This is a genomic window from Rhodoferax sp. OV413, from assembly GCF_945881795.1.
GTDB lineage: Bacteria > Pseudomonadota > Gammaproteobacteria > Burkholderiales > Burkholderiaceae_C > Allorhodoferax.
Genome location: NZ_CAMCVG010000027.1, coordinates 1 through 25,475, shown reverse-complemented (window position 1 = coordinate 25,475; position 25,475 = coordinate 1). Strand labels below are relative to the sequence as shown.

General features: G+C 65.1%; 16 protein-coding genes and 1 pseudogene. 8 read left to right on the top strand and 9 right to left on the bottom strand.

Translation table 11 applies throughout. The features are described from left to right. Window positions 1-2,977 (top strand): Rne/Rng family ribonuclease (locus Q0O05_RS05350; RefSeq protein ID WP_293660977.1); only part of this gene is annotated, 2,977 nt, incomplete at its 5' end. Window positions 2,978-3,062: 85 nt separating this feature from the next. On the opposite strand, the gene Q0O05_RS05345 is transcribed toward Q0O05_RS05350, so the two are convergent. From Q0O05_RS05345 to hemC, 5 genes are all read right to left on the bottom strand, one after another. Beyond that, entirely contained in the window at window positions 3,063-4,139 is a 1,077-nt protein-coding gene (locus Q0O05_RS05345) for a GGDEF domain-containing protein (protein ID WP_293660975.1), read from the bottom strand. A 53-nt stretch (window positions 4,140-4,192) separates the two neighbouring features. Next, the gene (locus tag Q0O05_RS05340; RefSeq protein ID WP_293660973.1) at window positions 4,193-5,479 is read right to left on the bottom strand and encodes a heme biosynthesis HemY N-terminal domain-containing protein; all 1,287 of its coding nucleotides are present in this window, start codon (window positions 5,477-5,479) and stop codon (window positions 4,193-4,195) included. A 4-nt stretch (window positions 5,480-5,483) separates the two neighbouring features. After that, the gene (locus Q0O05_RS05335; protein WP_293660981.1) at window positions 5,484-6,425 is read right to left on the bottom strand and encodes a uroporphyrinogen-III C-methyltransferase; all 942 of its coding nucleotides are present in this window, start codon (window positions 6,423-6,425) and stop codon (window positions 5,484-5,486) included. A gap of 80 nt (window positions 6,426-6,505) precedes the next feature. Continuing rightward, entirely contained in the window at window positions 6,506-7,300 is a 795-nt protein-coding gene (locus Q0O05_RS05330; protein WP_293660971.1) for a uroporphyrinogen-III synthase, read from the bottom strand. 10 nt (window positions 7,301-7,310) lie between these two features. Next, complete coding sequence (gene hemC, locus Q0O05_RS05325) at window positions 7,311-8,246, bottom strand: hydroxymethylbilane synthase (RefSeq protein ID WP_293660970.1); 936 nt, start codon at window positions 8,244-8,246, stop codon at window positions 7,311-7,313. A 109-nt stretch (window positions 8,247-8,355) separates the two neighbouring features. Here hemC and ppc point away from each other — a divergent pair, with 109 nt between their 5' ends. Next, window positions 8,356-11,202: a phosphoenolpyruvate carboxylase gene (gene ppc / locus Q0O05_RS05320; protein ID WP_293660968.1), complete on the top strand. Its 2,847-nt coding sequence runs from the start codon at window positions 8,356-8,358 to the stop codon at window positions 11,200-11,202. Window positions 11,203-11,254: 52 nt separating this feature from the next. Here ppc and Q0O05_RS05315 read toward each other — a convergent pair whose 3' ends face one another. Both Q0O05_RS05315 and Q0O05_RS05310 read right to left on the bottom strand, forming a co-directional pair. Beyond that, window positions 11,255-12,019 (bottom strand): LytTR family DNA-binding domain-containing protein, encoded by a 765-nt coding sequence (locus Q0O05_RS05315; protein ID WP_293660967.1) that lies wholly within the window; start codon window positions 12,017-12,019, stop codon window positions 11,255-11,257. Beyond that, window positions 12,016-13,059: a histidine kinase gene (locus Q0O05_RS05310; protein ID WP_293660965.1), complete on the bottom strand. Its 1,044-nt coding sequence runs from the start codon at window positions 13,057-13,059 to the stop codon at window positions 12,016-12,018. The genes Q0O05_RS05315 and Q0O05_RS05310 overlap by 4 nt, the downstream gene beginning before the upstream one ends. 37 nt (window positions 13,060-13,096) lie before the next feature. Between Q0O05_RS05310 and argH the strand changes: the two genes are divergently transcribed. Beyond that, window positions 13,097-14,512 carry an argininosuccinate lyase gene (gene argH / locus Q0O05_RS05305; RefSeq protein ID WP_293660963.1) on the top strand — a complete coding sequence of 472 codons (1,416 nt, stop codon included), beginning with the start codon at window positions 13,097-13,099 and terminating at the stop codon, window positions 14,510-14,512. A 13-nt stretch (window positions 14,513-14,525) separates the two neighbouring features. Here argH and Q0O05_RS05300 read toward each other — a convergent pair whose 3' ends face one another. Beyond that, window positions 14,526-15,626: an NADH:flavin oxidoreductase gene (locus tag Q0O05_RS05300; RefSeq protein WP_293660961.1), complete on the bottom strand. Its 1,101-nt coding sequence runs from the start codon at window positions 15,624-15,626 to the stop codon at window positions 14,526-14,528. A gap of 158 nt (window positions 15,627-15,784) precedes the next feature. Between Q0O05_RS05300 and Q0O05_RS05295 the strand changes: the two genes are divergently transcribed. The 5 genes from Q0O05_RS05295 (at window position 15,785) to Q0O05_RS05275 (ending at window position 25,251) form a co-directional block, all read left to right on the top strand. Then, the gene (locus tag Q0O05_RS05295; RefSeq protein WP_293660959.1) at window positions 15,785-16,930 is read left to right on the top strand and encodes an alpha-hydroxy acid oxidase; all 1,146 of its coding nucleotides are present in this window, start codon (window positions 15,785-15,787) and stop codon (window positions 16,928-16,930) included. A gap of 51 nt (window positions 16,931-16,981) precedes the next feature. After that, complete coding sequence (gene dinB / locus Q0O05_RS05290; RefSeq protein ID WP_293660979.1) at window positions 16,982-18,196, top strand: DNA polymerase IV; 1,215 nt, start codon at window positions 16,982-16,984, stop codon at window positions 18,194-18,196. 186 nt (window positions 18,197-18,382) lie between these two features. Continuing rightward, the gene (locus Q0O05_RS05285; RefSeq protein WP_293660957.1) at window positions 18,383-19,942 is read left to right on the top strand and encodes a PAS domain-containing methyl-accepting chemotaxis protein; all 1,560 of its coding nucleotides are present in this window, start codon (window positions 18,383-18,385) and stop codon (window positions 19,940-19,942) included. 38 nt (window positions 19,943-19,980) lie between these two features. Beyond that, on the top strand, window positions 19,981-22,593 hold the full coding sequence (locus Q0O05_RS05280) for an EAL domain-containing protein (RefSeq protein WP_293660955.1): 2,613 nt from the start codon (window positions 19,981-19,983) through the stop codon (window positions 22,591-22,593). An 18-nt stretch (window positions 22,594-22,611) separates the two neighbouring features. Beyond that, on the top strand, window positions 22,612-25,251 hold the full coding sequence (locus Q0O05_RS05275; RefSeq protein WP_293660953.1) for an EAL domain-containing protein: 2,640 nt from the start codon (window positions 22,612-22,614) through the stop codon (window positions 25,249-25,251). Between the two features lie 35 nt (window positions 25,252-25,286). Here the strand turns inward: Q0O05_RS05275 and Q0O05_RS05270 are convergent. Beyond that, window positions 25,287-25,475: pseudogene (locus Q0O05_RS05270) on the bottom strand (NADPH-dependent 7-cyano-7-deazaguanine reductase QueF); the annotation flags it as partial.

Sequence of the window (25,475 nt, the reverse complement as noted above, 5' to 3'; positions counted from 1 at the left end):
GCAGGCCGAAGAGCGCCGCCTGGCCATTGTTGACGGGCAAAAACTGCTCGACTACGAAATCGAAATCGAAGGGCGCGAACAGCGCAAAGGCAACATCTACAAAGCCGTGGTGACGCGGGTAGAGCCCTCGCTGGAGGCCTGCTTTGTCGACTACGGCGAAGAACGCCACGGTTTTCTGCCGTTCAAGGAAATCTCCAAGCAGTACTTCCAGCAAGGCGTGTCGGCAAGCAATGCCCGCATTCAGGACGCGATCCGCGAGGGCCAGGAACTCCTGGTGCAAGTGGAAAAAGAAGAGCGCGGCAACAAAGGCGCGGCGCTGACCACCTTTGTCTCCCTTGCCGGCCGCTATGTGGTGCTCATGCCCAACAACCCCCGTGGCGGTGGCGTGAGCCGCCGTATTGAGGGTGACGACCGCGCGGAACTCAAAGAAAACATGGACCAGTTGGAATACCCCAACGGCATGTCCATCATCGCCCGCACCGCCGGCATCGGCCGCAGCGCGCCCGAACTCCAGTGGGACCTGAACTACCTGCTCAAGCTCTGGAGCGCCATCGACGGTGCTGCCAAGGGCGCCAAGGGCGCATTCCTGATTTACCAGGAATCAAGCCTGGTGATCCGCGCCATCCGCGACTACTTTAACCACGACATCGGCGACATCCTGATCGACACCGACGATGTGTACGAGCAAGCCCAGCAGTTCATGGCGCACGTCATGCCCGAGCATGCCGCCCGCGTGAAGCGCTACCGCGACGATGCGCCGCTGTTCAGCCGCTTCCAGATCGAGCACCAGATTGAGTCGGCCTACGCCCGCACCGTGACCCTGCCCTCCGGCGGCGCCATCGTGATTGACCACACCGAAGCGCTGGTCTCAGTGGACGTGAACTCGGCCCGCGCCATCAAAGGCGGCGACATCGAAGAAACGGCCACCCGCACCAACCTCGAAGCCGCCGACGAAGTGGCCCGCCAGATGCGCCTGCGCGACCTGGGCGGCCTGATCGTGATCGACTTTATCGACATGGAAGAGTCGCGCAACCGCCGCGAAGTGGAAAACCGCCTGCGCGACGCCCTGCGCCAGGACCGCGCACGCGTGCAACTCGGCACCATCTCAAAGTTCGGCCTGATGGAAATGAGCCGCCAGCGTCTGCGCCCGGCCTTGTCGGAAGGCGCATCCATTCCCTGCCCGCGTTGCGGCGGCTCCGGCCATATCCGCGACACTGAATCCAGCGCACTGCAAATTTTGCGCATCATTCAGGAAGAGTCGCTCAAGGACAACACCGCTTCCGTGCTGTGCCAGGTGCCGGTGGAAGTGGCTTCTTTCCTGCTCAACGAGAAGCGCGCTGAAATCGCCAAGATCGAGCTCAAACAGCGCATCAACGTGCTGATGGTGCCCAACAAGACGCTGGAAACACCCAACTACAAACTCGAGCGCTTGAAGCACGACGACCCGCGCCTGGACTCGATAGAAGCCAGCTACAAGATGGCGGACGATATGGAAGAGTCCACCAGCGTGACGCGCCGCTCGCAAGAGCCCACCAACCGCCAGACGCCGGTCATCAAGGGCGTATTGCCCGATGCGCCCGCACCCATTGCCCCTCCCAAGCCCGAGCCGGTGAAGGCGGCAGCACCCGTCGCTGCACCGGCAGCGCCGGCGGAATCGGCCGGCTTCTTTGGCTGGCTCAAGAGCCTGTTTGCGGCTCCTGCTGCGGCACCAGCCCCGGTGGCGGCGCCTGCGCACACCAAGACAGACGACAAGCGGGAAGGCCGTGGTGGGCGCGACGGCAATCGCTCCGGCGGGCGCGGCCCGCGTGGCGAAGGTCGCAATGATGGACGCGGCCAGGGTCGTGGGGACGGTCGCACTGACAACCGCTCCGATGGACCCAACGAAGGCCAGGGCCGCAACGAAGTGCGTCCCGAAGGTCGTGGCGATCGCCCCGAGCGCGGTGGCCGCAATGGTCGCGGCGGCCGCAGCGGTGCCGCAAGGCAAGAACGCATGGACGCCGACCCCGCACAGGTTGCAGGCGTGGGAGTCGAACTACAAACCGAAGCAGGCGCAGCGCCCCCAGCGCGCGAAGGCCGGCCTGAGCGCGGCGGTCGCGGCGGCCGCGGCCCTCGCGGCGGCGAAGGACGCGAGCGCACAGAAGGCACAGCACGCCCCGCTGACCTGAATGAAGACGCCGGCAACTCCCAGGTCCAAGCCGAAGGCGCAGCGCAATCCTCCGACACCCAGGGCGAAGGTCGCGAGCCCCGCGAAGGCCGTGACGGTCGCTCCGGCCGCGGCCGTGGCCGCCGCAACGAGCGCGGCCCCCGCACCGAAGAAGGCAACGGCCCAGAGCACAACGGCACAGATGCCGCGCAAGGCCAGTCAGACCCCAGCGACACGGCGCAGGCGCCCCTCGCCGGCGACGCGCAAGGCGACGCATCCGCTGGTTCCGATCAGCGGGAACGCCGCTCCCGTGACCGTTATGGACGCGACCGTGGCAACCGTGGCCCCCGAACCGATCGCTCCGATCGCAACGAAGGCGATCAAGGCCAACAGGGCGACCTGCTGAACGACGCGCCCGACGCAGATGCCTCGTCGGCAAACGCGGACTGCGCGCCTGCCGACGCACCGGTTTTTTCCTCTGCTGCTGGCGCGCCTGCGGCGGCCGCTACGCCTGTGGTAGTCGCTGCAACTGCTGCTACTGCTGCAGTTGCTTCAGCCGCCACGGCAAACCAGCTGCCCAAGGTCGAGGCCTACAGCCTGCCGGTAGAAGCCCTGGCGCAAGTGGCGCAATCGTCGGGCCTGCAATGGGTCAATTCCGATGCGGACAAGATCGCCGCGGTGCAAGCTGCCATTGCAGCAGAGCCTCAGCCGGTCCGCGTGCCGCGAGAGCGCCCTGCCCCCGTGGCGTTGGATGACCGGCCTTTGGTGCTGGTGGAAACCCGGCGCGATCTGCGCGACTTGAAGCTGCCCTTTGAGGACTCCCCGGCGGCCTAAGGCGGTGCAGGTTTCCTGACAAAAAGGGCGCCTCGGCGCCCTTTTTGTTGGGTTTTAGCCCGCCCGGAGCTGAATCCGCCCAGGCTTAAAAAATATCGACTGCGCCGGTTGCCGGCAAGGCGCTGAACAAGCCTTGGTCCGCCAGCGCGGAGTAGCTGAACACCTTGTTCTGGCCATGGTGGCGCACATAGTCCACCACACGCTCGGCGCGCTCGAGCGCCGTGCTGGGCGAATCATCGGGCGTGACGCGGGTGAACCCTCCCGACACGGTGAGCGGCCCGACCTGCGGGAAACGAAAATTCTCGATATGGCTGCGAAATCGCTCAAAGGCCGCCAGCACAAGGGCTTCGTCAGGGCAGTGCATCAGCACCGCAAACTGCTCACCCCCGAGACGGTACAGGCGGTCGTAGGTGCGGAAGGTGTTGTTCATCATGCGAGCCACCATGAGCAGCACTTCCTCGGCAATCAGGTGGCCATGCTGGTTGTTGACAACGTCGTAGTTGTCAATCGCCACCGTGCCCAGCCAGTAGTTAGGCGGCACCCGGTGCCGTCGCTCCAACCCACCGGCCAACGCGGGTTGCCGGCTGGCGGCTTGCGCGGTGTCGAGCTCGCCGAGCTCGTCAAGCACCGCGCTGTAGAACGCGTCGTCGAGCGACTTGCGGTTGAGCAATCCGGTGAGCGCATCGCGGTCGCTGTATGCCAGCAGCCGGTACATATTTCCGAACACGCGGGAGAGGACGCCAATGGTCTGCAGGTCTTGTGGCTGCAAGGGGCCGGAAGAGTGAATTTCCAGCACAAACTCCTCGCCATTGACCGGGTCTGAGAACAGCGGCAGGTAGCTGATGCGCGGCCCGTTCTCCCCCGCCCAGGCCACCTCAATCAGACCCCGCTGCTGCATGCAGAGCAGGCGGTCGCGGTTGTCGTCCAGCAGCGGGAGCGACTGAAAATCCATACGCAGCGGGTCCACCACCTTGCCGCCGCCCCGCGCGTCGAGCACGGTGATATCCATCCACCGCCGCACGCCCTCTTCGCTCACTACTTTGGAGACCAGCACACGCTGAATCGGAACCAGATCAATCAATGCCTTGGACAGGCTCAGCTCGAGCAGATCGCGGTCGCGGTGATCGGTGAGCTTGAGGAGGTGTTCGACAAGTGAGGCCATAAACCATGATAGCCGCCTACAGCGCCGGTGTCTGTAGTCCGGCTGGAGGTGGCTCAGGCCCGGGCAGCTGCCTTGTAGGCTTCGGCCGCGGCCTGGTTGTCTTGGCGCTGCTCGGCCAGCGCCGCCATCGCCAGCCACGCCTTGCGCTTCATGCCGGTGTCTTTGAGCATGGGAATGGCCTGGCGCAGCATGGCATGGGCCTTGCCCCACAGCGCCAGCCGCACACACATCACACCCGCCAGATACTGCAGCAAAGGGTCGCCGGGCTGCGCCAGTTGGGCGGCTTCAATGCGCGCAAGCCATACCGCATCAGGCGCCGCATCGGCCTGCGCGAAGCTGGTCTCCAGCACACCCACCAGCCGTACGCGCTGCTCCTCCGAGAGCGCTGAGCCCCCGCCAGTGACCTGCCCTTGCCCCGGCCACAGGGGAAGTACCCATGTGCGCGCGGTGGCGGGCTCGCCCCGGTGCGCGAGCCAACGCTCGGCGGCCTCCAATGCCACATCGGGCATGGCGCGCTCGGTGGCCTCCAGCGCAGCCCAGGCTTGCTCGAGCTGATTGAGGTCGTAGGCAGTGCGTAAAGACTCCAGCGCGAGCCCGCGCACGATGCCGGCACCGGCAAGTTCGGAGAATGCGCGGTGCTTGGCCAGCGTGCGCGCGGATTCCAGGCCCACACGGGTGTTGCGGGCCTGGCGGGCTGCCTTGAAGCGGATGCGCAGCGCAATCGTGCGGCGGGCGGTGCCCAGCGGCAGCTGCTGGAGCCAATTGGCCGAGGCGCCCGGGTCGCGGTCGTCCAGGGCCCAGCGGGCGGCACGCAGCTGAAGGCCGTCGTGCAAATCGCCGCCGTCTTGCTGTGCGGCCTCGCCCAGCGCGCGCTGAAAATGAATCTCGCGGTTGCCGCGGTCCTGCAGGGCATGCGAACTCTCCGCCGCCAGCAGGTGGGCCAGGGTGCGCAGCCGGCCGGCATCGGGCAGCGTGTCGCCGCTCGCGACCATGGTGTCTTCCACCGCCGCCACCAGCTCTGCCGACTTACGTGAGCGCACAAAGCGGCCAGCCAGCATCTGGGAGATCGAATCCAGCAGGCCGGCGTAAATCGCCCGCTCTTTGTACGACAGTCGCCAGCGGCGCGCCTGCTGCGGGATGCTGAAAAGTCCGGAGAGCGCGCGCAAGGCCAGGTGCAGGGTCACAAACACCAATGCCAGTGTCAGCAGCACCAGGTTCAGCGACAAATCAACCCGGTACGGCGGCCAATACAAGGTGACGGTGCCCTGGTTGCTGCCAGCAAACAGTGCTGACGCCACCGCCGTTGCAAACAGGGCCATCAACCACAGGGCAAAGCGCATGGAGTCAGCGTCCTGCGGCGGCGGTGGCCAGTGCGGCCAGGGTCTCGTCGACCCGTGGAACGTCCAGCGTACGCATCTGCGTCTGTAGCTGCTGCAACACCGCCTGCGCGGTCTGGGTCTTGCGCGAGCCGGCGTCGTAGAAACGCGTCAGCGTGGCCGAAGCCGACGCCAGATCGGCGCGGGCCGCATCGGTCTGGCGCGACAGCAGCCCCAGCCGGGCATTCAGGACCTTGAGCTTGAAGTTCTCACGCACAAAAAACGACTGCTCGGGCGAGAGCAGGGCCACATCGGGATTTTCAATTTTGCTCACCCGCACCAGGCCGCGCACTTCGTCGCGCACCAGCCCGCCCAAACGGCCCCACCAGCCGCTCATGGTTTCTTCCGCCTGGCGCTTCAAACTGGGGCTGGCCTTGGCGGCTTGCACCGCGTTACCTACCGGCATGTCATCGATCAGGGCGACCAGCTCGTCCAACTTGACCAACATGGCTGGCGTATCTGACAGGACAGTGCCCTTGATGCGGGCCACATCTTTGGTGATGGCCCGCTGGAGCGGCATCAGGCGGGGCTGTGCGGCCCGGGTCACGCGCTGCTCGGCCGACTTGAGGGCCGCAAGCAAAGGCTCGACGCTGCCGGTGAGCTGCGCTTGCTGCTGCGCTAAGCGCAGAGACGATTCAATGTCGACCACCAGGTTTTCGTCGCGCGAGCGGGAGAGGCTTTGCATCAGTTCCTCGAGCTGGCTGCGCTGCAGGGCCACCTCGCTCAGCCGGGCCTCCAGCACGGCCAGCTTGGCACTGGTCTCTAAGGCCAGCTCTTGTGCCTGCTTGGCGGTGATGCGGGCTTCGCCCGACTGGGTGCCGGAATCTGCCATCTGGCGTGCCAGTTGCTCCTGCACCGTTCCCAGCTTTTGCCACAACAAGGTGCTGCTGACCAGACCGGCAGCCGCCATCAGCCCGATGGCCTGCAGCCAGCGACGGGGCGGCTTGTCAGCCACGCTCGTTACGCCGGACGGGGCGGGGGCTTGTGAATTCATTGCAAGGATTCTATCGACGCCAAGAGAGCGGGAAGCAGCGGTTTGGACTCCAGCACCTGCCCGAATCCGGCCGCCCGCGCGGCTGCGCCAATGCGGTGGTGGGTGACCACCGCGCGCGCCTGGCCCCAGCCGGTGCCCGTGCAGCATTGCTGCAGGTTGCGAATCGCCTCAGAACTGCTGAACACCCAGACGCTGCCGTCCTGGCTGGCGCCGGCAGCCTGCTGCCGGGTGGTAGCGTCCCAATGAGGGCAGCTGCGCTCATAGCTCACCACAAACTCCACCTCGCCACCTGCGCTTTGCACCTGCTGTGCAAACCAGTCTCGACCGCTGCCTTCGCCCCCGCCAGGCGCGCCCACGGTGCTGCCGCGCACGATCAGCACCCGGTAGCCCGGCACCACGCGGTCTTTCACCACCTCCCAGAGCGCTTCGGAGTCGAATCGGCCGGCAGCCAGATCGGGCGCGAACACAAATGCGGGCTCGGCCCCCATCCGTTCCAGCGTCGAATAGCTGCCCGGTCCGGTCGCAAATGCTACGGTTTTGATAGCTGATTGCGCAGTAAATACGGGCGATTCAAGGCTTTTTCGTGCAAAAAAATGCTTCGCGGCATTGCGGCTGACGAACATCACCGCATCAAAACCGGCCAGCCGGCTCCAGGCCGACTCCACCGCCTGGGCCTGCGGCGTGGCGTGCACGTCAATCAGCGGCAGGGCCCAGCCGCTGAAGCCGGATGCGTCCATCGCGCTCAGCCACGGGGCGGCCTCGCCCTGGGGTCGGGTGATGATGACGCGCATACAGCTGCCCCTAAAGCCTAGCCGCCTGAGGCGCGGCAGACGCACTCACCGTCATCAGGCGTTGCAACTCGCGGGCCACCTGCTCGCCCAGAGCGGTGGCGCCGGCGGTGTCTTGCACCTGCCCGCTGGCACTGGCATAGACCACGGGCAACACGCCTTCGGCATCGCCCCAGGCGGCGCGAATGTGCAGGGAGTCACCGTCCAGCGTGGCAAAGGCCGCCAAGGGCATGGAACAGCTGCCGCCCATCATTCGGCTGACCGCGCGCTCGGCGCTCACCGCCAACAAAGTGGGCTGATGGACCAGATGCTGCAGGGCAAGCGCTACGTCGGTGCGGATCTGGCGAATCTCAATACCCAGCGCACCCTGGCCGGCGGCCGGCAGCATTTGCTCGGGGGAAAACACCGCGCGAACCCGCGACTCCAGCCCCAGGCGCTTGAGTCCGGCCGCAGCCAGCACGATGCCATCAAAGTGCCCGTCATCGAGCTTGCGCAGTCGGGTGTCGAGGTTGCCGCGCAGCGGCTCAATCTTCAGGTCCGGCCGCATCTCGCGCAGCAGGGCCACGCGGCGCAGGCTGGAGGTGCCCACCACAGCACCCTGCGGCACATCGGCCAGGCTGGCATAGCGGTTGGAGACCCAGGCGTCGCGCGGGTCTTCGCGCTCCATGACGCAGGCCAGGGCAAAACCCTCGGGCAGCTCCATGGGCACGTCTTTGAGGGAATGCACAGCCAGATCGGCGCGGCCTTCGTCCAGGGCGACTTCGAGTTCTTTGACAAACAGGCCCTTGCCGCCCACCTTGCTCAGGGCGCGGTCCAGAATCTGGTCCCCCTGGGTTGTCATGCCCAAAAGCGCTACCTGGGCGCCGTTTTTTTCGAGCAGATCTTTGACATGCTCAGCTTGCCAGAGTGCCAAACGGCTCTCGCGGGTGGCGATCGTAAAGGTGGCCAAAATCGTAACTCGGTGGTAATTGCCTAAGGGCCGTCGATGCTAGCATGGGCCCATTACCAGGCGCTGTTTTTGCCTCTGCAAACGGCCTTCTCACCCTAACCCCAGACCTATGATCAAAGCACCCGCCGCGGAATCGGCCAAGCGCGCCAAAGAGAACGAACGCCCCCTGGTAGAAGACATACGGCTGCTGGGCCGGATTCTGGGCGATGTGATCCGGGAGCAAGAGGGCATCGAAGCCTACGAACTGATTGAGCAAATCCGCACCCTCTCGGTCGCTTTTCGCCGCGACGCCGACCACGAGGCCGACCGGGCGCTGAAGAAGCTGCTCAAGAGCCTCTCCGGCGACCAGACGGTGAGCGTTATCCGCGCATTTACTTATTTTTCGCATCTGGCCAATCTGGCCGAAGACCGCCACCACATCCGCCGCCGCGCCATCCACGAACGCGCCGGCGACACCCAGGAGGGCAGCATCGAAGTCGCCTTGTCCCGCCTGCGCTGGGCGGGCATCCCGCCCAAGCTGATTTCCAGCACGCTGGCAAAGAGTTTTGTGTCGCCCGTGCTCACAGCCCACCCGACCGAAGTCCAGCGCAAAAGCATTCTGGATGCCGAGCGCGACATCGCCCAGCTGCTGACCCAGCGCGACGAAATCAAACAGCGCGCCGGGGGAGTCGATAGTAAGAAAGACGCCCTCACTCCCAAAGAGCTTGCCGCCAACGAGGCCCAGATGCGCGCCCGCGTCATGCAACTCTGGCAGACCCGCCTGCTGCGCTACTCCAAGCTCACCGTGGCCGACGAGATTGAGAACGCACTGAGCTATTACGAGTCGACCTTCCTGCGCGAAATCCCCAAGCTCTATGCAGACCTCGAAGACCGCCTGGACAACCAGCCGGTGCACAACTTTTTGCGCATGGGCCAGTGGATTGGCGGCGACCGCGATGGCAACCCCAACGTGAGCGCGCAAACCCTGGAATACGCCCTGCGCCGCCAGGCCGAAGTGGCCCTGCGCCACTACCTGACCGAGGTGCACTACCTGGGCGGCGAGTTGTCGATCTCCGCCATGCTGGCCGACTGCAGCCCCGACATGCAGGCCCTGGCAGAGTGCTCCCCCGACCAGAACGCACACCGTAAAGATGAGCCCTACCGCCGCGCCCTCATCGGCGTGTACGCCCGCCTTGCCGCCACCCTGCACGACCTCACCGGCACCGAAGCCGCCCGCCACGCGGTGGCCCCGCAAAACCCCTACCTGCGCGTCGAAGACCTGGTTGCCGACCTGCGGGTGATCGAAGCCTCGCTCAAGGCCAACCACGGCGAAGCCCTGACCGCCCAGCGCCTGCGCCCGCTGATTCGCGCGGCCGAGGTGTTTGGCTTTCATCTGGCAACGGTGGATTTGCGCCAGAGCTCGGACAAGCACGAAGAGGTCGTCGCTGAGCTGCTGGCCACTGCCGGCGTGCATGCCGACTACAGCAGCCTCGCCGAGGCCGACAAACGCAGCCTGCTGATGGGCCTGCTGCAAGACGCCCGCGCGCTGCAGGTGCACGGCGCCGACTATTCGGCCCACACGCAGGGCGAGCTGGCCATCTTTGCCATGGCCCGGAAGATGCGCGCGAGCTTCGGCCACCAGGCCATCCGCCACTACATCATCAGCCACACCGAAACCGTGAGTGATTTGCTCGAGGTGCTGCTGCTGCAAAAAGAGGTCGGGCTGATGCGCGGCGTGCTCCGCCCCTCCCACCCAGCCGCTGCAACCGCCGACCTGATCGTGGTGCCGCTGTTTGAAACCATTGAAGACCTGCGCAACGCCGCGCCCATCATGCGGGAGTTCTACGCCCTGCCCGGCGTGGCAGAGCTGATCCAGCGCGGCCAGCCCGACCAGTACAGCGAGCAAGACATCATGCTCGGCTACTCCGACTCCAACAAAGACGGCGGCATCTTCACCAGCAACTGGGAGCTGTACCGTGCCGAAATCGCGCTGGTGGAGTTGTTCGACGAACTCGCGACCAGGCACCCGATTCAGCTGCGCATGTTCCACGGCCGCGGCGGCACGGTGGGGCGCGGTGGCGGCCCGAGCTACCAAGCCATTCTGGCGCAGCCCCCCGGCACGGTGCGCGGGCAAATCCGACTGACCGAACAGGGGGAAGTCATCGGCTCCAAGTACGCCAACCCCGAAATCGGCCGGCGCAACCTCGAGACCCTGGTCGCCGCCACCCTGGAGGCCACCCTGCTGCAGCCCACCAAGCCCGCCAGCCTGGCCTTTCTGGAAGCCGCTGCCCAGCTCTCGCACCTGAGCATGGCCGCCTACCGCGCGCTGGTCTACGAGACCCCGGGCTTTACCGAATACTTTTTCAGCTCCACACCGCTGCGCGAGATTGCCGAGCTCAACATCGGGTCGCGCCCGGCATCGCGCAAAGCCTCCCAGCGCATCGAAGACCTGCGCGCGATTCCCTGGGGATTCAGCTGGGGCCAGTGCCGGCTCGCCCTGCCGGGCTGGTTCGGCTTTGGCTCGGCGGTGCAACAGTTTGTCGGCACCGGCACGGTCGCCGAACAAAAGGCGGGGCTCGCCCTGCTACAAAAAATGTACAAGCAGTGGCCCTTCTTTCGGACCCTGCTCTCCAACATGGACATGGTGATGGCCAAGAGCGATCTGGCACTGGCCTCGCGCTACTCCGAGCTGGTGGCGGATGCGCGGATGCGCAAAAAGATTTTCAGCGCCATTGAGTCCGAATGGCACAGCACCGCGCAGGCGCTGGCGAGCATCACCGGCGAGAAAAACCGTCTGGCCAACAACGCCGCCCTGCAGCGCTCGATCCGCCACCGGTTCCCCTACATCGACCCGCTGCACCACCTGCAGGTCGAGCTGGTGCGCCGCTACCGCGAAGGCAAGGCCGACGAGCGGGTGCAGCGCGGCATCCACATCTCAATCAACGGCATCGCCGCGGGGCTGCGCAACACGGGTTAATTCGCGCCGGGTCATCCATGCCGGGGTTTCACACCGGCTATTGCGACACCGGCTATTGCGACACCAGCGCCCGCACCGCCGGCAGCTGACGGCGCGACACCATCAGCTTCTCGTCGACCCCCTGCAGGCGCACCGCCCAGCCCTCGCCCTCGTCGGCGTCGAAGTGCTTTTCTAATGAACGCACCATTTTCCGGGCGACCAAGGCGTTGCGGTGAATGCGGATGAACCGGCCACCGTGCTGCTGCTCCAGGTCGTTCAGCGCGCCGTCCATGATGTAGCTGCGACTGGCGGTGCGCACGGTGAGGTATTTCAGCTCGGCTTTGAAATACAGCACCTGCGACAGCGGCACCCGCTCGGTACGGTTGCGCTCCTGAATGACGAGCACGTCTTCTGATGCCAAATCGGCCGCTTGCGCCCGTCTGGACTGCGCGAAGCGCTCTGCTTTTTGTAGCGACTCCTGCAGCCGACCGAGCCGCACCGGCTTGGTCAGGTAGTCCACCGCCGCCAGCTCAAAGGCGTCCACCGCGTGCTCGGCGTGGGCGGTGACAAACACAACCGCCGGAGGGTTTTGCTGGGCGCGCAGGGTGTGCGCCCACGCCATGCCGTTGCTGCCGGGCATGTGAATATCTAAAAACACCACATCCAACGGCTGCTGGCACAACAAGGCGGCCGCCTGCTCCGCATTGCCCGCCTCCCCCGCCACCTCAGCCGCGGGGTGCCGGCAGCCGGCCAGCAGGGTGCGCAGTCGGGCCCGCGCCAGCGGTTCGTCATCGACCAGCAGCACCCGCAACACGGATTCCGGCCGCCCCGATGTCATAGGGGGACCTCCATGCGAACCTGGTAGACGCCGCCCTTGCGCCCGCTCTGAAAACGGCCCTGCAGGTCATGCAGCAGCGCCAGCCGCTCGCGCACATTGTTCAGCGCCAGCCCGTGGCCGCGCGTGCCCTGAGCGGCAGGTACCGCGTTGGTGACCTTGATCACCACCACCGAGCCCTTACAGCGGGTCGATATGCGCACCACAGCGCCCCCGGGGCTGGGCTCCACGCCGTGGCACACCGCGTTTTCCACCAGCGGCTGCAAGATCAGCGGCGGCAGGCGCGCGCCATCGGCCCGCGGGTCTAGGTCCCACTCCAACTGCAGCCGCTCGCCAAAGCGCACCTGCTCAATGTCCAGGTACTGCCGCGCCAGTACCAGCTCCTCGCCCAGCGTGACCGATTCGCCGGCGTCTTTGAGGGCATGGCGAAACAGCTCACTCAGATCCTCCAGCAGCGCCTCGGCCCGCGCGGGTTCGGCGCGCACCAGCGCAATGGCACTGTTGAGCGTGTTGAACAAAAAATGAGGCCGGATACGCGACTGGAGCTCGCTCAGGCGGGCGGCCGTGTCGGCCGGGGCGCGGCCCTTGGCCCGCATCACCAGCGCCACCACCAGCAAGCTCGAGAGCAACACGCCCGAAAACAGGCTCGCCACCCAGGGCGGGTTCTCCAGCAAACCCGACACCGCCAGCAAACCACAGCCGTACAGCCCGGACAACCCTCCCAGCGCCAGCGCCAGCCCGTACTGCACCCACCGCCGGCTGCGGGCCAGCCAGCGCTTGGCAATACAAGCCACCAGCAGCCAGACCAGCGTTCCCGGCAGGGCCGCGCCGGTGAAAAGCGCCAGCCGGGCCACCCAGTCCCACGGGGTGGCAGTAGCAAACATGCACCCCGCCGCCAACGACACCTCCACAAACAGCACCGCCCGCAGCACCACGCCGGTGTGGCAGGCGTCAAACACCAGCACCGGTGCGGCCTGCGACACTGCCTCGGGCGGCGCGGGGGCCAAGCCCTGGAACGTCGATAATGTTTGGCTGTCGTCCATGTCCACTGGATTTTGACCCCTTTCTGTGAAGCGCCCCATGTCTCAAAACCAATTCGATAAAAAGTCCCAGGCGTGGTCCGCGCTGTTTTCCGAGCCGATGAGCGACCTGGTCAAGCGCTACACCTCCAGCGTGTTTTTCGACAAGCGTCTCTGGCAGGCCGACATCACCGGCAGCCTGGCGCACGCCGAGATGCTGTGCGCCCAAGGCATCATCAATGCGCAGGACCACGCCGCCATCGAGCGCGGCATGGCGCAGATTTGGAGCGAGATTGAGGCAGGCCACTTTGAGTGGAAGCTAGACCTGGAAGATGTGCACCTCAACATCGAGGCCCGCCTCACCCAGCTGGTGGGCGACGCCGGCAAACGCCTGCACACCGGCCGCAGCCGCAACGACCAGGTCGCCACCGATGTGCGCCTCTGGCTGCGCGGCGAGATCGACCTGATTGGCGGCCTGATCACCGATTTGCAGAAAGCCTTGCTGGTGTTGGCTGACAAGAACGCCGACGTCATCCTCCCCGGCTTCACCCACCTGCAGGTGGCGCAGCCGGTGAGCTTTGGCCACCACATGCTGGCCTATGTGGAAATGTTCAGCCGCGATGCCGAGCGCTTTTCCGAGGTGCGCCGCCGCACCAACCGCCTGCCGCTGGGATCGGCAGCCCTTGCCGGCACCAGCTACCCGCTGGATCGGGAACGCGTGGCCATCACGCTGGGCATGGTGGACGAGGCCGGAGCGCCCGCCGTCTGCCAGAACAGCCTGGACGCAGTGAGCGACCGCGACTTTGCCATCGAGTTCACCAGCGCCGCAGCGCTCACCATGGTGCATGTGAGCCGCATGAGCGAGGAGCTGATCATCTGGATGAGCCAGAACTTCGGCTTCATCCACATTGCCGACCGCTTCACCACCGGCAGTTCCATCATGCCGCAGAAGAAGAACCCCGACGTGCCTGAGCTGGCCCGCGGCAAGACCGGCCGCGTGGTCGGTCATTTGATGGGCCTGATCACCCTGATGAAGGGCCAGCCCCTGGCCTACAACAAAGACAACCAGGAAGACAAAGAGCCGCTGTTTGATACGGTAGACACGCTCAAAGACACCCTGCGCATCTTTGCCGACATGGTGGGCGGCATCACCACCAAGCCCGACGCCATGGAGCGCGCGGCGCTCAAGGGCTACGCCACCGCCACCGATCTGGCCGACTATCTGGTCAAGAAGGGCCTGCCCTTTCGCGATGCGCACGAAACCGTGGCCCACGCCGTAAAAACCGCCACTGAGCGCGGCGTGGATTTATCGGAGCTGCCCCTCGACGTGCTGCAAGGCTTTAACCCCACCGTCCAGGCCGATGTGTTTGAAGCCTTAAGCCTGCGCGGCTCGCTTAACGCGCGCAACACGCTTGGCGGCACTGCGCCGGTGCAAGTGCGGGCGCAGATTGCGCGGCACCAGCAACGTCTGGGCTAAACCGGCGAAGCCCCTACACCAGGCTCGCCAAAACCGCCGGCGAAAAATCTGACAGCTCGCCCAGCCGGCCATCGCGCACTTTGTGCACCCAGTCCGGGTCGGCAATCAGCGCGCGGCCCACAGCCACCAGATCGAAGTCGCCGCGGTCCAGCCGGCGCAGGAGTTCGTCCAGCGCTGCGGGCTGCGAGCTCTCGCCGCCAAATGATGCAATGAACTCGCCGCTCAGGCCCACCGAGCCCACGGTGATGGTGGGCCGGCCGGTGAGCTTTTTGGCCCAGCCGGCGAAGTTGAGGTCGGAGCCCTCAAACTCGGCCTCCCAGAACCGGCGCTGCGAGCAATGAAAGATGTCGGCCCCCGCGTCCGCCAGCGGCTGCAGCCAGGCGGCCATCTCGTCGGGCGACTGCGCAATGCGGGCGGAGTAGTCCTGCTGCTTCCATTGCGAGAGGCGGATGATGACGGGGTAGTCCGGCCCCACCTCGGCGCGCACGGCCTTCAGTATCTCGGCCGCAAATTGGCCGCGGGCCACCAGGCTGCCGCCGTATTTATCGGTGCGCGCGTTGGTGCCTTCCCAGAAAAACTGGTCAATTAAATAGCCGTGCGCTCCGTGCAGCTCAATCGCCTCAAAGCCCAGCCGCTTGGCAGCACCGGCGGCGCGGGCAAAGGCGGCAATGGTGTCGGCAATGGCCGCGTCGGTCATGGGCTCGCCGAACTGCTTGCCCGGGCGCGACAGGCCCGAGGGCGAGTCCACCGGAGGCGGCGCGGTCCAGGTGGTCCGCGGGTTGCGCGCCGCGCCCACATGCCAGAGCTGCGGCGCCATGCGGCCGCCGGCATGGTGCACGGTGTTGATGACGTCCTGCCAGCCGGTCAGCGCGGCATCGCCCCAGAAGTGGGGCACGTCCGGGTCGTTGGAAGCAGACGGCCGCTGCACCACCGTGCCCTCGGACACGATCAGGCCCACATCACCCACCGCGCGCTTGCGGTAGTACTCGCTCACTTGCGCGGTGGGCACGCCGCCCGGGGAAAAAGACCGCGTCATGGGCGCCATGACAATGCGGTTGGGCAGGTGCAGGCCTTTGAAGGCGAAGGGGCGGAACAGGGGTGATGTGTCGGTCATGATGTGGTTGTCAGGGTTGTGGGATAGGGGATGCGCTCCCCTCGCCGGCCCAGTTTACGCCTTGCGCCTGAGAATAATTTCATCCGTCCCAAGCCGTTTTTCACACGAGCAGGCAACGGCGCGCACTACCATCTAGAAAAACCTAAGGAGACATTCCCATGCCCGTGATTACCAATATTGAAGACCTGCGCGTTTTGGCCGAGAAGCGGGTGCCGCGCATGTTTTACGACTACGCCGACTCCGGCTCCTGGACTGAAGGCACCTACCGCGCCAACGAGGCCGATTTTCAGAAAATCAAGCTGCGCCAGCGGGTTGCGGTCAACATGGAAAACCGCAGCACCGCCACCAGCATGGTGGGCATTGCGACCAAGATGCCGGTATGCATTGCGCCGGTGGGCCTGACCGGCATGCAGCACGCCGATGGCGAAATCCACGCCGCGCGCGCGGCCGAGAAGTTCGGCATTCCGTTCACCCTGTCGACCATGAGCATCTGCTCGATTGAAGACATCGCCGAGAACACCACCGCACCCTTCTGGTTTCAGCTCTACATGATGCGCGACCGCAGCGCCATGGCCAAGATGATCGAGCGCGCACGCGCCGCCCGCTGCAGCGCGTTGGTGCTCACGCTGGATTTGCAGGTTATCGGCCAGCGCCACAAAGACATCAAAAACGGCCTGAGCGCCCCGCCCCGCCCCACGCTGGCCAACATCCTCAACCTCGCCACCAAGCCGCGCTGGTGCCTCGGCATGCTGGGAACCCGCCGCCACACCTTCGGCAACCTGGTCGGCCATGTGGAATCGGTGAGCGACATGAAGTCGCTGGCCGCCTGGACCAACGAGCAGTTCGACCCCCGCCTGTCCTGGGACGACGTGAAATGGGTCAAGCAAAAATGGGGCGGCAAGCTCATCCTGAAGGGCATTCAGGACGTGGAAGACGCGATTCTTGCCGCCGACAGCGGGGCCGATGCGATTGTGGTGAGCAACCACGGCGGCCGCCAGTTGGATGGCGCACCGAGCAGCATCAGCGCGCTGCCGCCCATTGTGGCGGCGGTAGGCTCGCGGCTGGAGGTCTGGATGGACGGCGGCATACGCAGCGGACAAGACGTGCTCAAGGCCTGGGCACTGGGCGCCAAGGGCACCATGATCGGCCGCGCATTTGTGTACGGCCTGGGCGCCATGGGCGAAGCGGGCGTGACCAAGGCACTACAAATCATCCACAAAGAGCTGGACATCACCATGGCCTTCTGCGGCCACACCAACATTCAGAACGTGGACCACAACATCCTGGTTCCCGGCACCTATTAACCTCCCGACCCGGAAAGCCCGCCCACGGTGCGCCGCATTGCCCACCTGGACATGGACGCGTTTTACGCGTCGGTCGAGCTGCTGCGCTACCCGCAGCTCAAGGGGATGCCGGTGGTCATCGGCGGCGGGCGCAGGCAGGCCGATGACGCGCTCCTAGAGCGCCACGAAGGCCTTGCGCTGAACCAGATTCCGGTGGCCGACTTTCCGCTGCTGCGGGACTACACCGGCCGCGGCGTGATTACCACCGCCACCTACGCCGCGCGCCAGTTCGGCGTGGGCTCGGCGATGGGGCTGATGAAGGCAGCCAAACTCTGCCCGCAGGCGGTGCTGCTGCCGGTGGACTTTGCGCAGTACCGCCACTATTCGCAGCGCTTCAAAGCCATCATCACCGGCATGGCCCCTTTGATGGAGAACCGCGGGGTGGACGAGGTGTACATCGACTTCACCGATGTGCCCGGCGGCCAGCGCCAGGGCGGGCGCAGCCTGGCGCGGCTGATCCAGAAAACCATTTTTGATGACACCGGTCTCACCTGCTCGGTGGGTGTGGCGCCGAACAAGCTGTTGGCCAAGATGGCCAGCGAATTCAACAAGCCCAATGGTGTGGCCATCGTCGGTGAGAGCGATCTGGAGTCGATGATCTGGCCGCTGGCCTGCCGCAAAATCAACGGCATCGGCCCCAAGGCCGACGAAAAGCTCAAAAGCCACGGCATCGAAACGATCGGCCAGCTCGCGGCGCGCGAATTGCAGTGGCTGATGGACACCTTCGGCCAGCGCACCGGCGCCTGGCTGCATGACGCCGCCTGGGGCCGTGACGACCGGCCCGTGGTCACTGAAAGTGAACCAGTGAGCATGAGCCGCGAAACCACCTTCGAGCGCGACCTGCACGCAGTGCGCGACAAGGCGGAGCTGGGCGGTATCTTCACCCGCCTGTGCGAGCAGGTGGCGACCGATCTGCAGCGCAAGGGCTATGCCGGCAAAACCATCGGCATCAAGCTGCGATTTGACGACTTCCGCAGCGTGACCCGGGACATCACCATCGACTGCTACACCGCCGATGCGGCCGAAATCCGCCGCCTGGCCGGCCTGTGCCTCAAAAGGGCCCCGCTGCACAAGCGCCTGCGCCTGCTCGGGGTGCGGGTGGGCACGCTGCTGAGCGCAGAAGAAGCCGCCAATTTGGTGCCAAAAATGGCTCCAGGGCCTGTGGAATATGCGTCAGCAGCTTCCAAAACCATAGCAAAAGACCCCCTGACACTGGATTTGTTTTAGCCCGCCCGGGCCGCGCGGTTCTGTCATTCGCTACCGCTTAAAATTTGGTGGAAATCAAAGTTTCTTGCGCGCAACCCTGTGCAGAGGCTTGACGGACATTGACTTACGGGACCCAGGTGATGCCCAATGAGGGTGCGCAGGGTCTCTTAAGAGACTGAGCTCTAACTCCAGAAGAACGGACCCTCCATGCGCCTCAATTTACCAGTCACCCAGCGGGAATTTGACTACTCCGCAGACCGCATGCTGGTCTCCATGACAGACACCCAGGGCGTCATCCTCCACTGCAACCATGCGTTTGTGGAAATCAGCGGGTTCACCTACGACGAGCTGATTGGCGAAAACCACAACCTGGTGCGCCACCCCGACATGCCGCTTGGCGCCTACCGCGACATGTGGGCCACCATTGCCAGCGGCCGCGCCTGGACGGCGCTGGTGAAAAACCGCCGCAAAGACGGCGACCACTACTGGGTGCAGGCCAATGTGACTCCGGTGTTGGAGAACGGCAAGCCCCGCGGCTATATGTCGGTCCGCATCAAACCCAGCCGCCGCGAGATTGATGCCGCCGAGAAGCTGTACGCGCAAATGCGTGCAGAAGAAAAAACCGGCAACAACACGGTCTACCTGGAGCGCGGGCAAGTGCGCTACCGCGGCATTCGCGGCTGGTCCGACCGGTTCAACCGCATGACCCTGGGCCAGCGGCTGGCGCTGGCGCTGGGCGGCCTGGTCGCCGTAGGCATGGCGCCCGACCTGTTGGGCTTGGACGGGGCGGTGGCTTTCTGGGCACAGCTGGTGTTTCTGCTGTTGGGGGCGGCCGGCGTGATGGCCTGGTTCCAGGTGAACTTTGCGACCGGCATTCGCGCCGCTGAAAAATTTGCCGACGACCTGGCCGGCTGCAACCTGACCACCAGCGTGAAGGGGGACTACGCGCCGCCTTTGGGCGACATGCTGCGCGCCATGCTCCAAATCCAAATCAACCTGCGCGCGGTGGTCGGCGATGTGCGCCAAGAAATCGCCGCCTTCAGCCGCTCGGCAGCCGAAATTGCCTCCGGCAGCATCGATCTGTCGGCCCGCACCGAATCGCAGGCCAGCAGCCTGGAAGAAACCGCCGCATCGATGGAAGAGCTGGCCAGCACGGTGAAGCAAACCGCCGAGACCGCCAACCGCGTGGCCACCCAAAGCAACCTGACCACCCGGGTGGCACAGGAAGGTGGCGAGGCGGTGCACAGCGTGATTGCCGCCATGGAGACCATCGACCAGTCGTCCAACAAGATGCGCGACATCATCGGTGTGATCGAAGGCATTGCCTTCCAGACCAACATCCTGGCGCTCAATGCCGCGGTAGAAGCCGCGCGCGCCGGCGAGCAGGGCCGTGGTTTTGCGGTGGTGGCGTCGGAAGTACGGGCGCTGGCGCAGCGCAGCGCCACCGCTGCCAAAGAAATCCGCGAGCTGATTGCCCAGTCGGGCGAACAAATCAGCGAAGGCTCGGCGCAGATGAAGAGCGCGGGCAAGACCATTGACGATGTGGTGAACCACGTCAAGGAAGTGGGCAATCTGATCCAGATGATTACCAGCGCCACCAAAGAGCAAGCCATCGGCATCGGACAGGTGAACGAAGCCGTGACCCAGCTGGACACCGTGACCCAGCAAAACGCCGCGCTGGTGGAAGAGTCCGCCGCCTCGGCCGACGGCCTCAACGACAGCGCCGCCTCGGTAGCGCGCGCGGTGCAAGTGTTCCAGCTCCCATAAATGTTCTAACTTCCGTAGAAAGCGCCACAGGCCACCTATTGCATCCCTCTTTTTCCAAGCTCAGAGCACTCAGTCACGAAGAGCTGTTCCTCCTCCTGCGCGCCAACCCGCAACCGCTCCTGGTAAAGAACGCGCGTGGGGAGCTGTTGTATGCCAACGAGGCATGGCAAAACACCGTAGGCCGCGCCGCTGCGGGCCCGGGCAAGATGCCGCTCGAGGCGCCGGACCATGGGAAGGCCCCCAGCGAGCAGGAGCAGGCAGCTTTTGACCGCGGCGAAGAGATACTGCGCGAGGAGGTGTTGTACTTACCGGGTTTTGATGCCCCGCGCCGCATAGCCACCTCGCTCAGGCCCGTATTCAACGAGCAAGGCCAGCCGGCCTTTATCGTGGGGAGCAGCCGGGACATCACCGAGCAGCACCAGCTAGGGCAGCAAAACGACGCTGAGCGCAAGCTGCTGGAGAGCCTGGCGGCCAATATGCCGCTGCAGGCCATCATGTCGGACTTCATCGTGCGCTACGAGGCCATCTTCGCCGGCACCATGGCTGCGGTGATGCTGCTCGACGCGCGGAGGCTGCATCTGCGCCACGGAGCCGCGCCCAGCCTGCCGCCGCACTACTGCGCCGCCATCGACGGCGTGGCCATTGGTGCCGGGGTGGGTTCCTGTGGGGCTGCCGCCTTCGAGGCGCGGGATGTGGTGGTGGCAGACATTGCTGAAGACCCCCTGTGGATTGATTACAAGGAACTGGCACTGGCCCACAGCCTGCGGGCCTGTTGGTCAATTCCCATCCGCTCAACCAAGGGCAAGGTCCTGGGGACCTTTGCGGTGTACCACTCCCAGCCCCATATTCCCTCTGAGGCCGAGCTGCAGGCCGCGCGCCGCAGCGCCTACCTGCTGAGTCTGGCCATCGAAAACGACTACGCCGACGCACAAATCGAGGCCGACCGGCTCGCCCTGGCCGAGGCCGCGGGCTACCGGCAGGCCATCCTGGACAGCATGGTGGACGGGCTGGTAACGGTGGACCGCGCCGGCCGCATCCACAGCCACAACAAGGCCGCCCTGCGCATGATGGGCCTGCCACCGAACGCCTACCCGCTCACCCTGGCAGAGTTGCTGGGCACCGCCCTGCCGCTGGACGACCAAGGCCAGCTGGAGCTGCTCAACCGGGTTGACGGCATTGAAGGCGCCCACACCGAGCTGGACGGCCACCACCTAAGCGGCGTGTTGCGGCCCATCAGCGTCTCGGCATCGCGCATTCCACATCTGCAGGAGGAAACCTTTGTGGTCACCCTGCGCGATGTCACCCAGCAGCGCCGGGACGAGGAAGAAATCCGCCGGCTGGCGTTTTACGACCCGCTTACCAGCCTGCCCAACCGCCGCTTGTTGATGGACCGCATGCGCCAAGCCATGATCAACAGCGCCCGCATCAGCCAGCACGGCGCGCTGATGTTTCTGGACCTCGACCACTTCAAGCTGCTCAACGACACCATGGGCCACGATGTGGGCGACGAGTTGCTGCTGCAGGTGGCGCAGCGCCTGCGCCACTGTGTGCGCGAGGTGGACACGGTGGCGCGGCTGGGCGGCGACGAGTTTGTGGTGCTGCTCGAGGGTCTGAGCACCGGCCGGGCCGATGCCGCCACGCAGGCCGAGATCGTGGCGCACAAAATTCTGGATGCGCTGGACCAGCCCTACAGCCTGCGGGGCAAGAGCCACGCCAGCACCCCGAGCATCGGCATCGTGTTGTTTCACAAGGACGACGAAACCATTGACGAGCTGCTCAAGAAAGCCGACGTGGCCATGTACCAGGCCAAGGCCTGCGGCCGCAACACCGCGCGTTTCTTTGACCCGGTGATGCAAGCCGCCGTAACGACGCACGCCGAGCTGGCCGAAGAAATCCGCCGCGGGCTCAAGCAGCTGGAGTTTGTGCTGTATTTCCAGCCGCAAATGGACAGCCAGGGCCAATGCACCGGTGCCGAGGCGCTGGTGCGTTGGCAGCACCCGACGCGGGGGCTGGTCTCGCCGGCCGAATTTATTCCGCTGGCCGAAGAAACCGGCACCATCATCCGGCTGGGCGACTGGGTGCTGGAGTCGGCCTGCCATCAGCTGGTGGCCTGGAGCGGCTCGCCGCACACCGCGCAATGGACGCTGGCCATCAACGTGAGCGCGGCGCAGCTTGCCAAGCCCGGCTTTGTGAGCAGCGTGCGCAAGGCGCTGCAGCGCACGGGCGCAGCCGCCAACAGGCTCAAGCTGGAAATCACCGAGAGCATGCTGGTGGACGATGTGGAGGACATCATCGTCAAAATGAATGCCCTCAAAGCGCTGGGCGTGAGCTTCTCGCTGGATGATTTCGGCACCGGCTACTCGTCGCTGTCCTACCTCAAGCGCCTGCCGCTCTCGCAACTCAAGATTGACCGCTCTTTTGTGCAAGACCTGCTCACCGACCCGAACGATGCGGTGATCGCCCGCACCATCGTGGCGCTGGGTCACAACCTAGGCCTGTCGGTGATTGCCGAAGGGGTAGAAACCGCCGAACAACGCGACCTGTTGGCGGGCATGGACTGCGATGCCTTTCAGGGCTACTTTTACAGCCGGCCGGTGCCTATTGATGCGTTTGTTTCCGCCGCGGCCCAAGAGCCCGGGCGCCTCGGCTAGGCTAAAATCGTTAAATTCATGGGCTTGAAGCAATTTTCGCGCGCAGGTACGTCCATCTTAGTGGTAACCGCCGGCCTGATCATGGCCGTGGCACTGAGCGGCGGCATGCTGGCGGCCAACCTCCGCTCCGATGCGATCGGCAACGGCAAAGAGCAGGCCGAGCGCTTTGTTACCGGCGCACAGACGGCGGTGAACCGCAGTTTTCTGGGCATCGATGTGCTGCTGTTTGGCCTGCACAAGCTGCTGGAACTCGAAAACGCACAGGCTAAAGACCTGAAGAACCCCGAAGTGCTGACGCTGATGGAGGGGGCCACCCGGCAGAACATGATGGTTCACCATGTCTGGCTGCTCTCTGCCGATGGTGAGGTGCTGACCGGCTCGGACCGCACCGCCCCCGGCATGCCGGGCAGCTTTGCCCAACAGACCCTCGCGCAAGCCGCGCCTGCGCTGAATGTCAGCCAGCCGGTGATGAGCCCGCATAGCGCCGAAGAGGTGCTGTTCTTTGCGCGTCCGCTGCCGCTCGGTGATGGGGCTGCGGTGCTCGCAGTGGCCGAGGTGCCGGTGAGTCTGATCACCGCCATCCTGGTGCAGGGTGCAGACATCAGCCAACTCGAGGTGACGCTGGAGCGCGGTAACGGCCAGCTGCTCGCCAGCGTGCCGCACAAGAATTCGATTGCCGGCGTGCGCCTGGTACCTGCCCTCGGCGGACGGGCGAGCCAGGTGGCCGATGAAATGCCCTCGCGCTTCGGGCAGCGCCCCGCTTTGGTGGCATCGCGCCCGATGCTCTACGACAACCTGCTGTTCACCGTCAGTATCCCGATGGAGACGGTGCTCGAAGAGTGGCGCTTTCAGCTGCTGCTGATCGGGGCCGTGGGGCTGACTTTTTGCCTCTTTCTGGCAGCGGTGGGTTTTGTCAGCGTGCGTTATTTGCAGAGCATGGCCGACGCCCAGCGCACCATCACCCACGCCATGGCCACCACCGACCGCGCCCTGGAAGCTATGGAAAACGGGTTTTTGCTGCTGGATGCCGAGTACAAAGTGGTGAGCTGGAACCGGCGCTACCTCGAGATCTACCCTTGGCTCGATACGCATGTGGCGGTCGGCGTGCCGTTTGTGAGCCTGATGGGTGTGGCAGCCCACCACCACCTGCCTGAGGCATCGGACGAAGAGCGCGCCCACTGGGTGGCTGACCGGATCGCGCTGCTGTCGGAGAGCGTTCACAGCCACGAGCGCCAGTTTCCCGACGGGCGCATCATCGAAACCACCGAGCGCAGCACGCCCGATGGCGGCGTGGTCATCGTGTACCAGGACGTGACCCGCCTGCGCCGCGCGAGCGCCGAAATCGAGCAACTCGCCTTCTACGACCCGCTCACCGGGCTGCCCAACCGGCGCCTGCTGACCGACCGGCTGCAGCAGGCGGTGGTGTCCACACTGCGCAACGGGCGACATGGCGCGCTCTTGTTCATGGACCTGGACCACTTCAAGACCCTGAACGACACGCTGGGCCACGATGTGGGCGACCTGCTCTTGCAACAGGTAGCGCAGCGGCTCAAGGGCTGCGTGCGCGAGGCCGACACGGTGGCGCGGCTGGGCGGCGACGAGTTTGTGGTGATGCTGATGGACCTGAGCGAAGACACCGCCGAGGCCGCCCGCCAGACCCGCACCGTGGGCGACAACCTGCTGCGCGCGGTGACGCTGCCCTACGAGCTCAACAGCAAGCATTACCGCAGCTCCTGCAGCCTGGGGGCGGCCATGTTCGGCGACGCCTCGCAGCAGGCCTCCGATTTGCTCAAGCAGGCTGACATTGCCATGTACCAGGTTAAGAGCTCGGGGCGCAATGCGCTGTGCTTTTTTGACCCCGGCATGCTCGCCGCCATCGAGGCCCGGGCCGCGCTGGAGACCGACCTGCGCCGCGGCCTGGCCGAGTACCAGTTTGCGCTGCACTACCAGATTCAGATGCGGGACGGCAGCACGCCCGTGGGCGCAGAGGCCCTGATCCGCTGGAACCACCCCGAGCGGGGAATGATTGCCCCGGGGAGCTTCATCAGCCTGGCCGAAGAAACCGGCCTCATCCAGCCGCTGGGCCAATGGGTGATTGAAGAGGCGTGCCGTCAGCTGGCGCAGTGGCAGCTTTCGCCGGCGACTGCGGGGCTGGAGCTGTCGGTCAACGTGAGCGCGCGGCAGTTCCGCGATGCGGACTTTGTCGATCAGGTGCGCAGCGCTATCGCCCAATGTCAGGCTCCGGCGCAGCGGCTCAAGCTCGAGCTGACCGAGAGCCTGGTGCTGGACAACGTGGACGACACCATTGCCAAAATGCACACCCTCAAGGACTTGGGCGTGAGCTTCTCGATGGACGACTTCGGCACCGGGCATTCGTCGCTGTCCTACCTCACGCGGCTGCCGCTGGACCAGCTCAAGATCGACCAGTCCTTTGTCCGCAATATCGGCCTGCAGGTGACCGATTCCATGATCATCCAGACCATCATCGGCATGGGCAACAACCTGGGGATCGAGGTGCTGGCAGAGGGGGTAGAAACCGAGGAGCAGCGCGCTTTTCTGGCGGAGCACGGCTGCAAGCTGTGCCAGGGCTACCTGTTTGGCCGGCCGATGCCGGTAGAGGCCTTTAACGCCACGCTGCGCGAAGAAGTGCCGGCCTAGGCGCCGCCCTGACGCCGTCATAGAAGTGTCGGGATTTATTGGCGCGCGGTGCGCGTGTTGCCGGGCAGGGCCTGCGGATGGCTGGTGCGAAACGGGTTGATGTCCAGCCCGCCGCGTCGGGTGTAGCGGGCATACACCGTGAGCTTGGTGGGCTTGCAGCGGGTCCAGATGTCCATGAAGATGCGCTCCACGCACTGCTCGTGAAACTCATTGTGGTTGCGGTA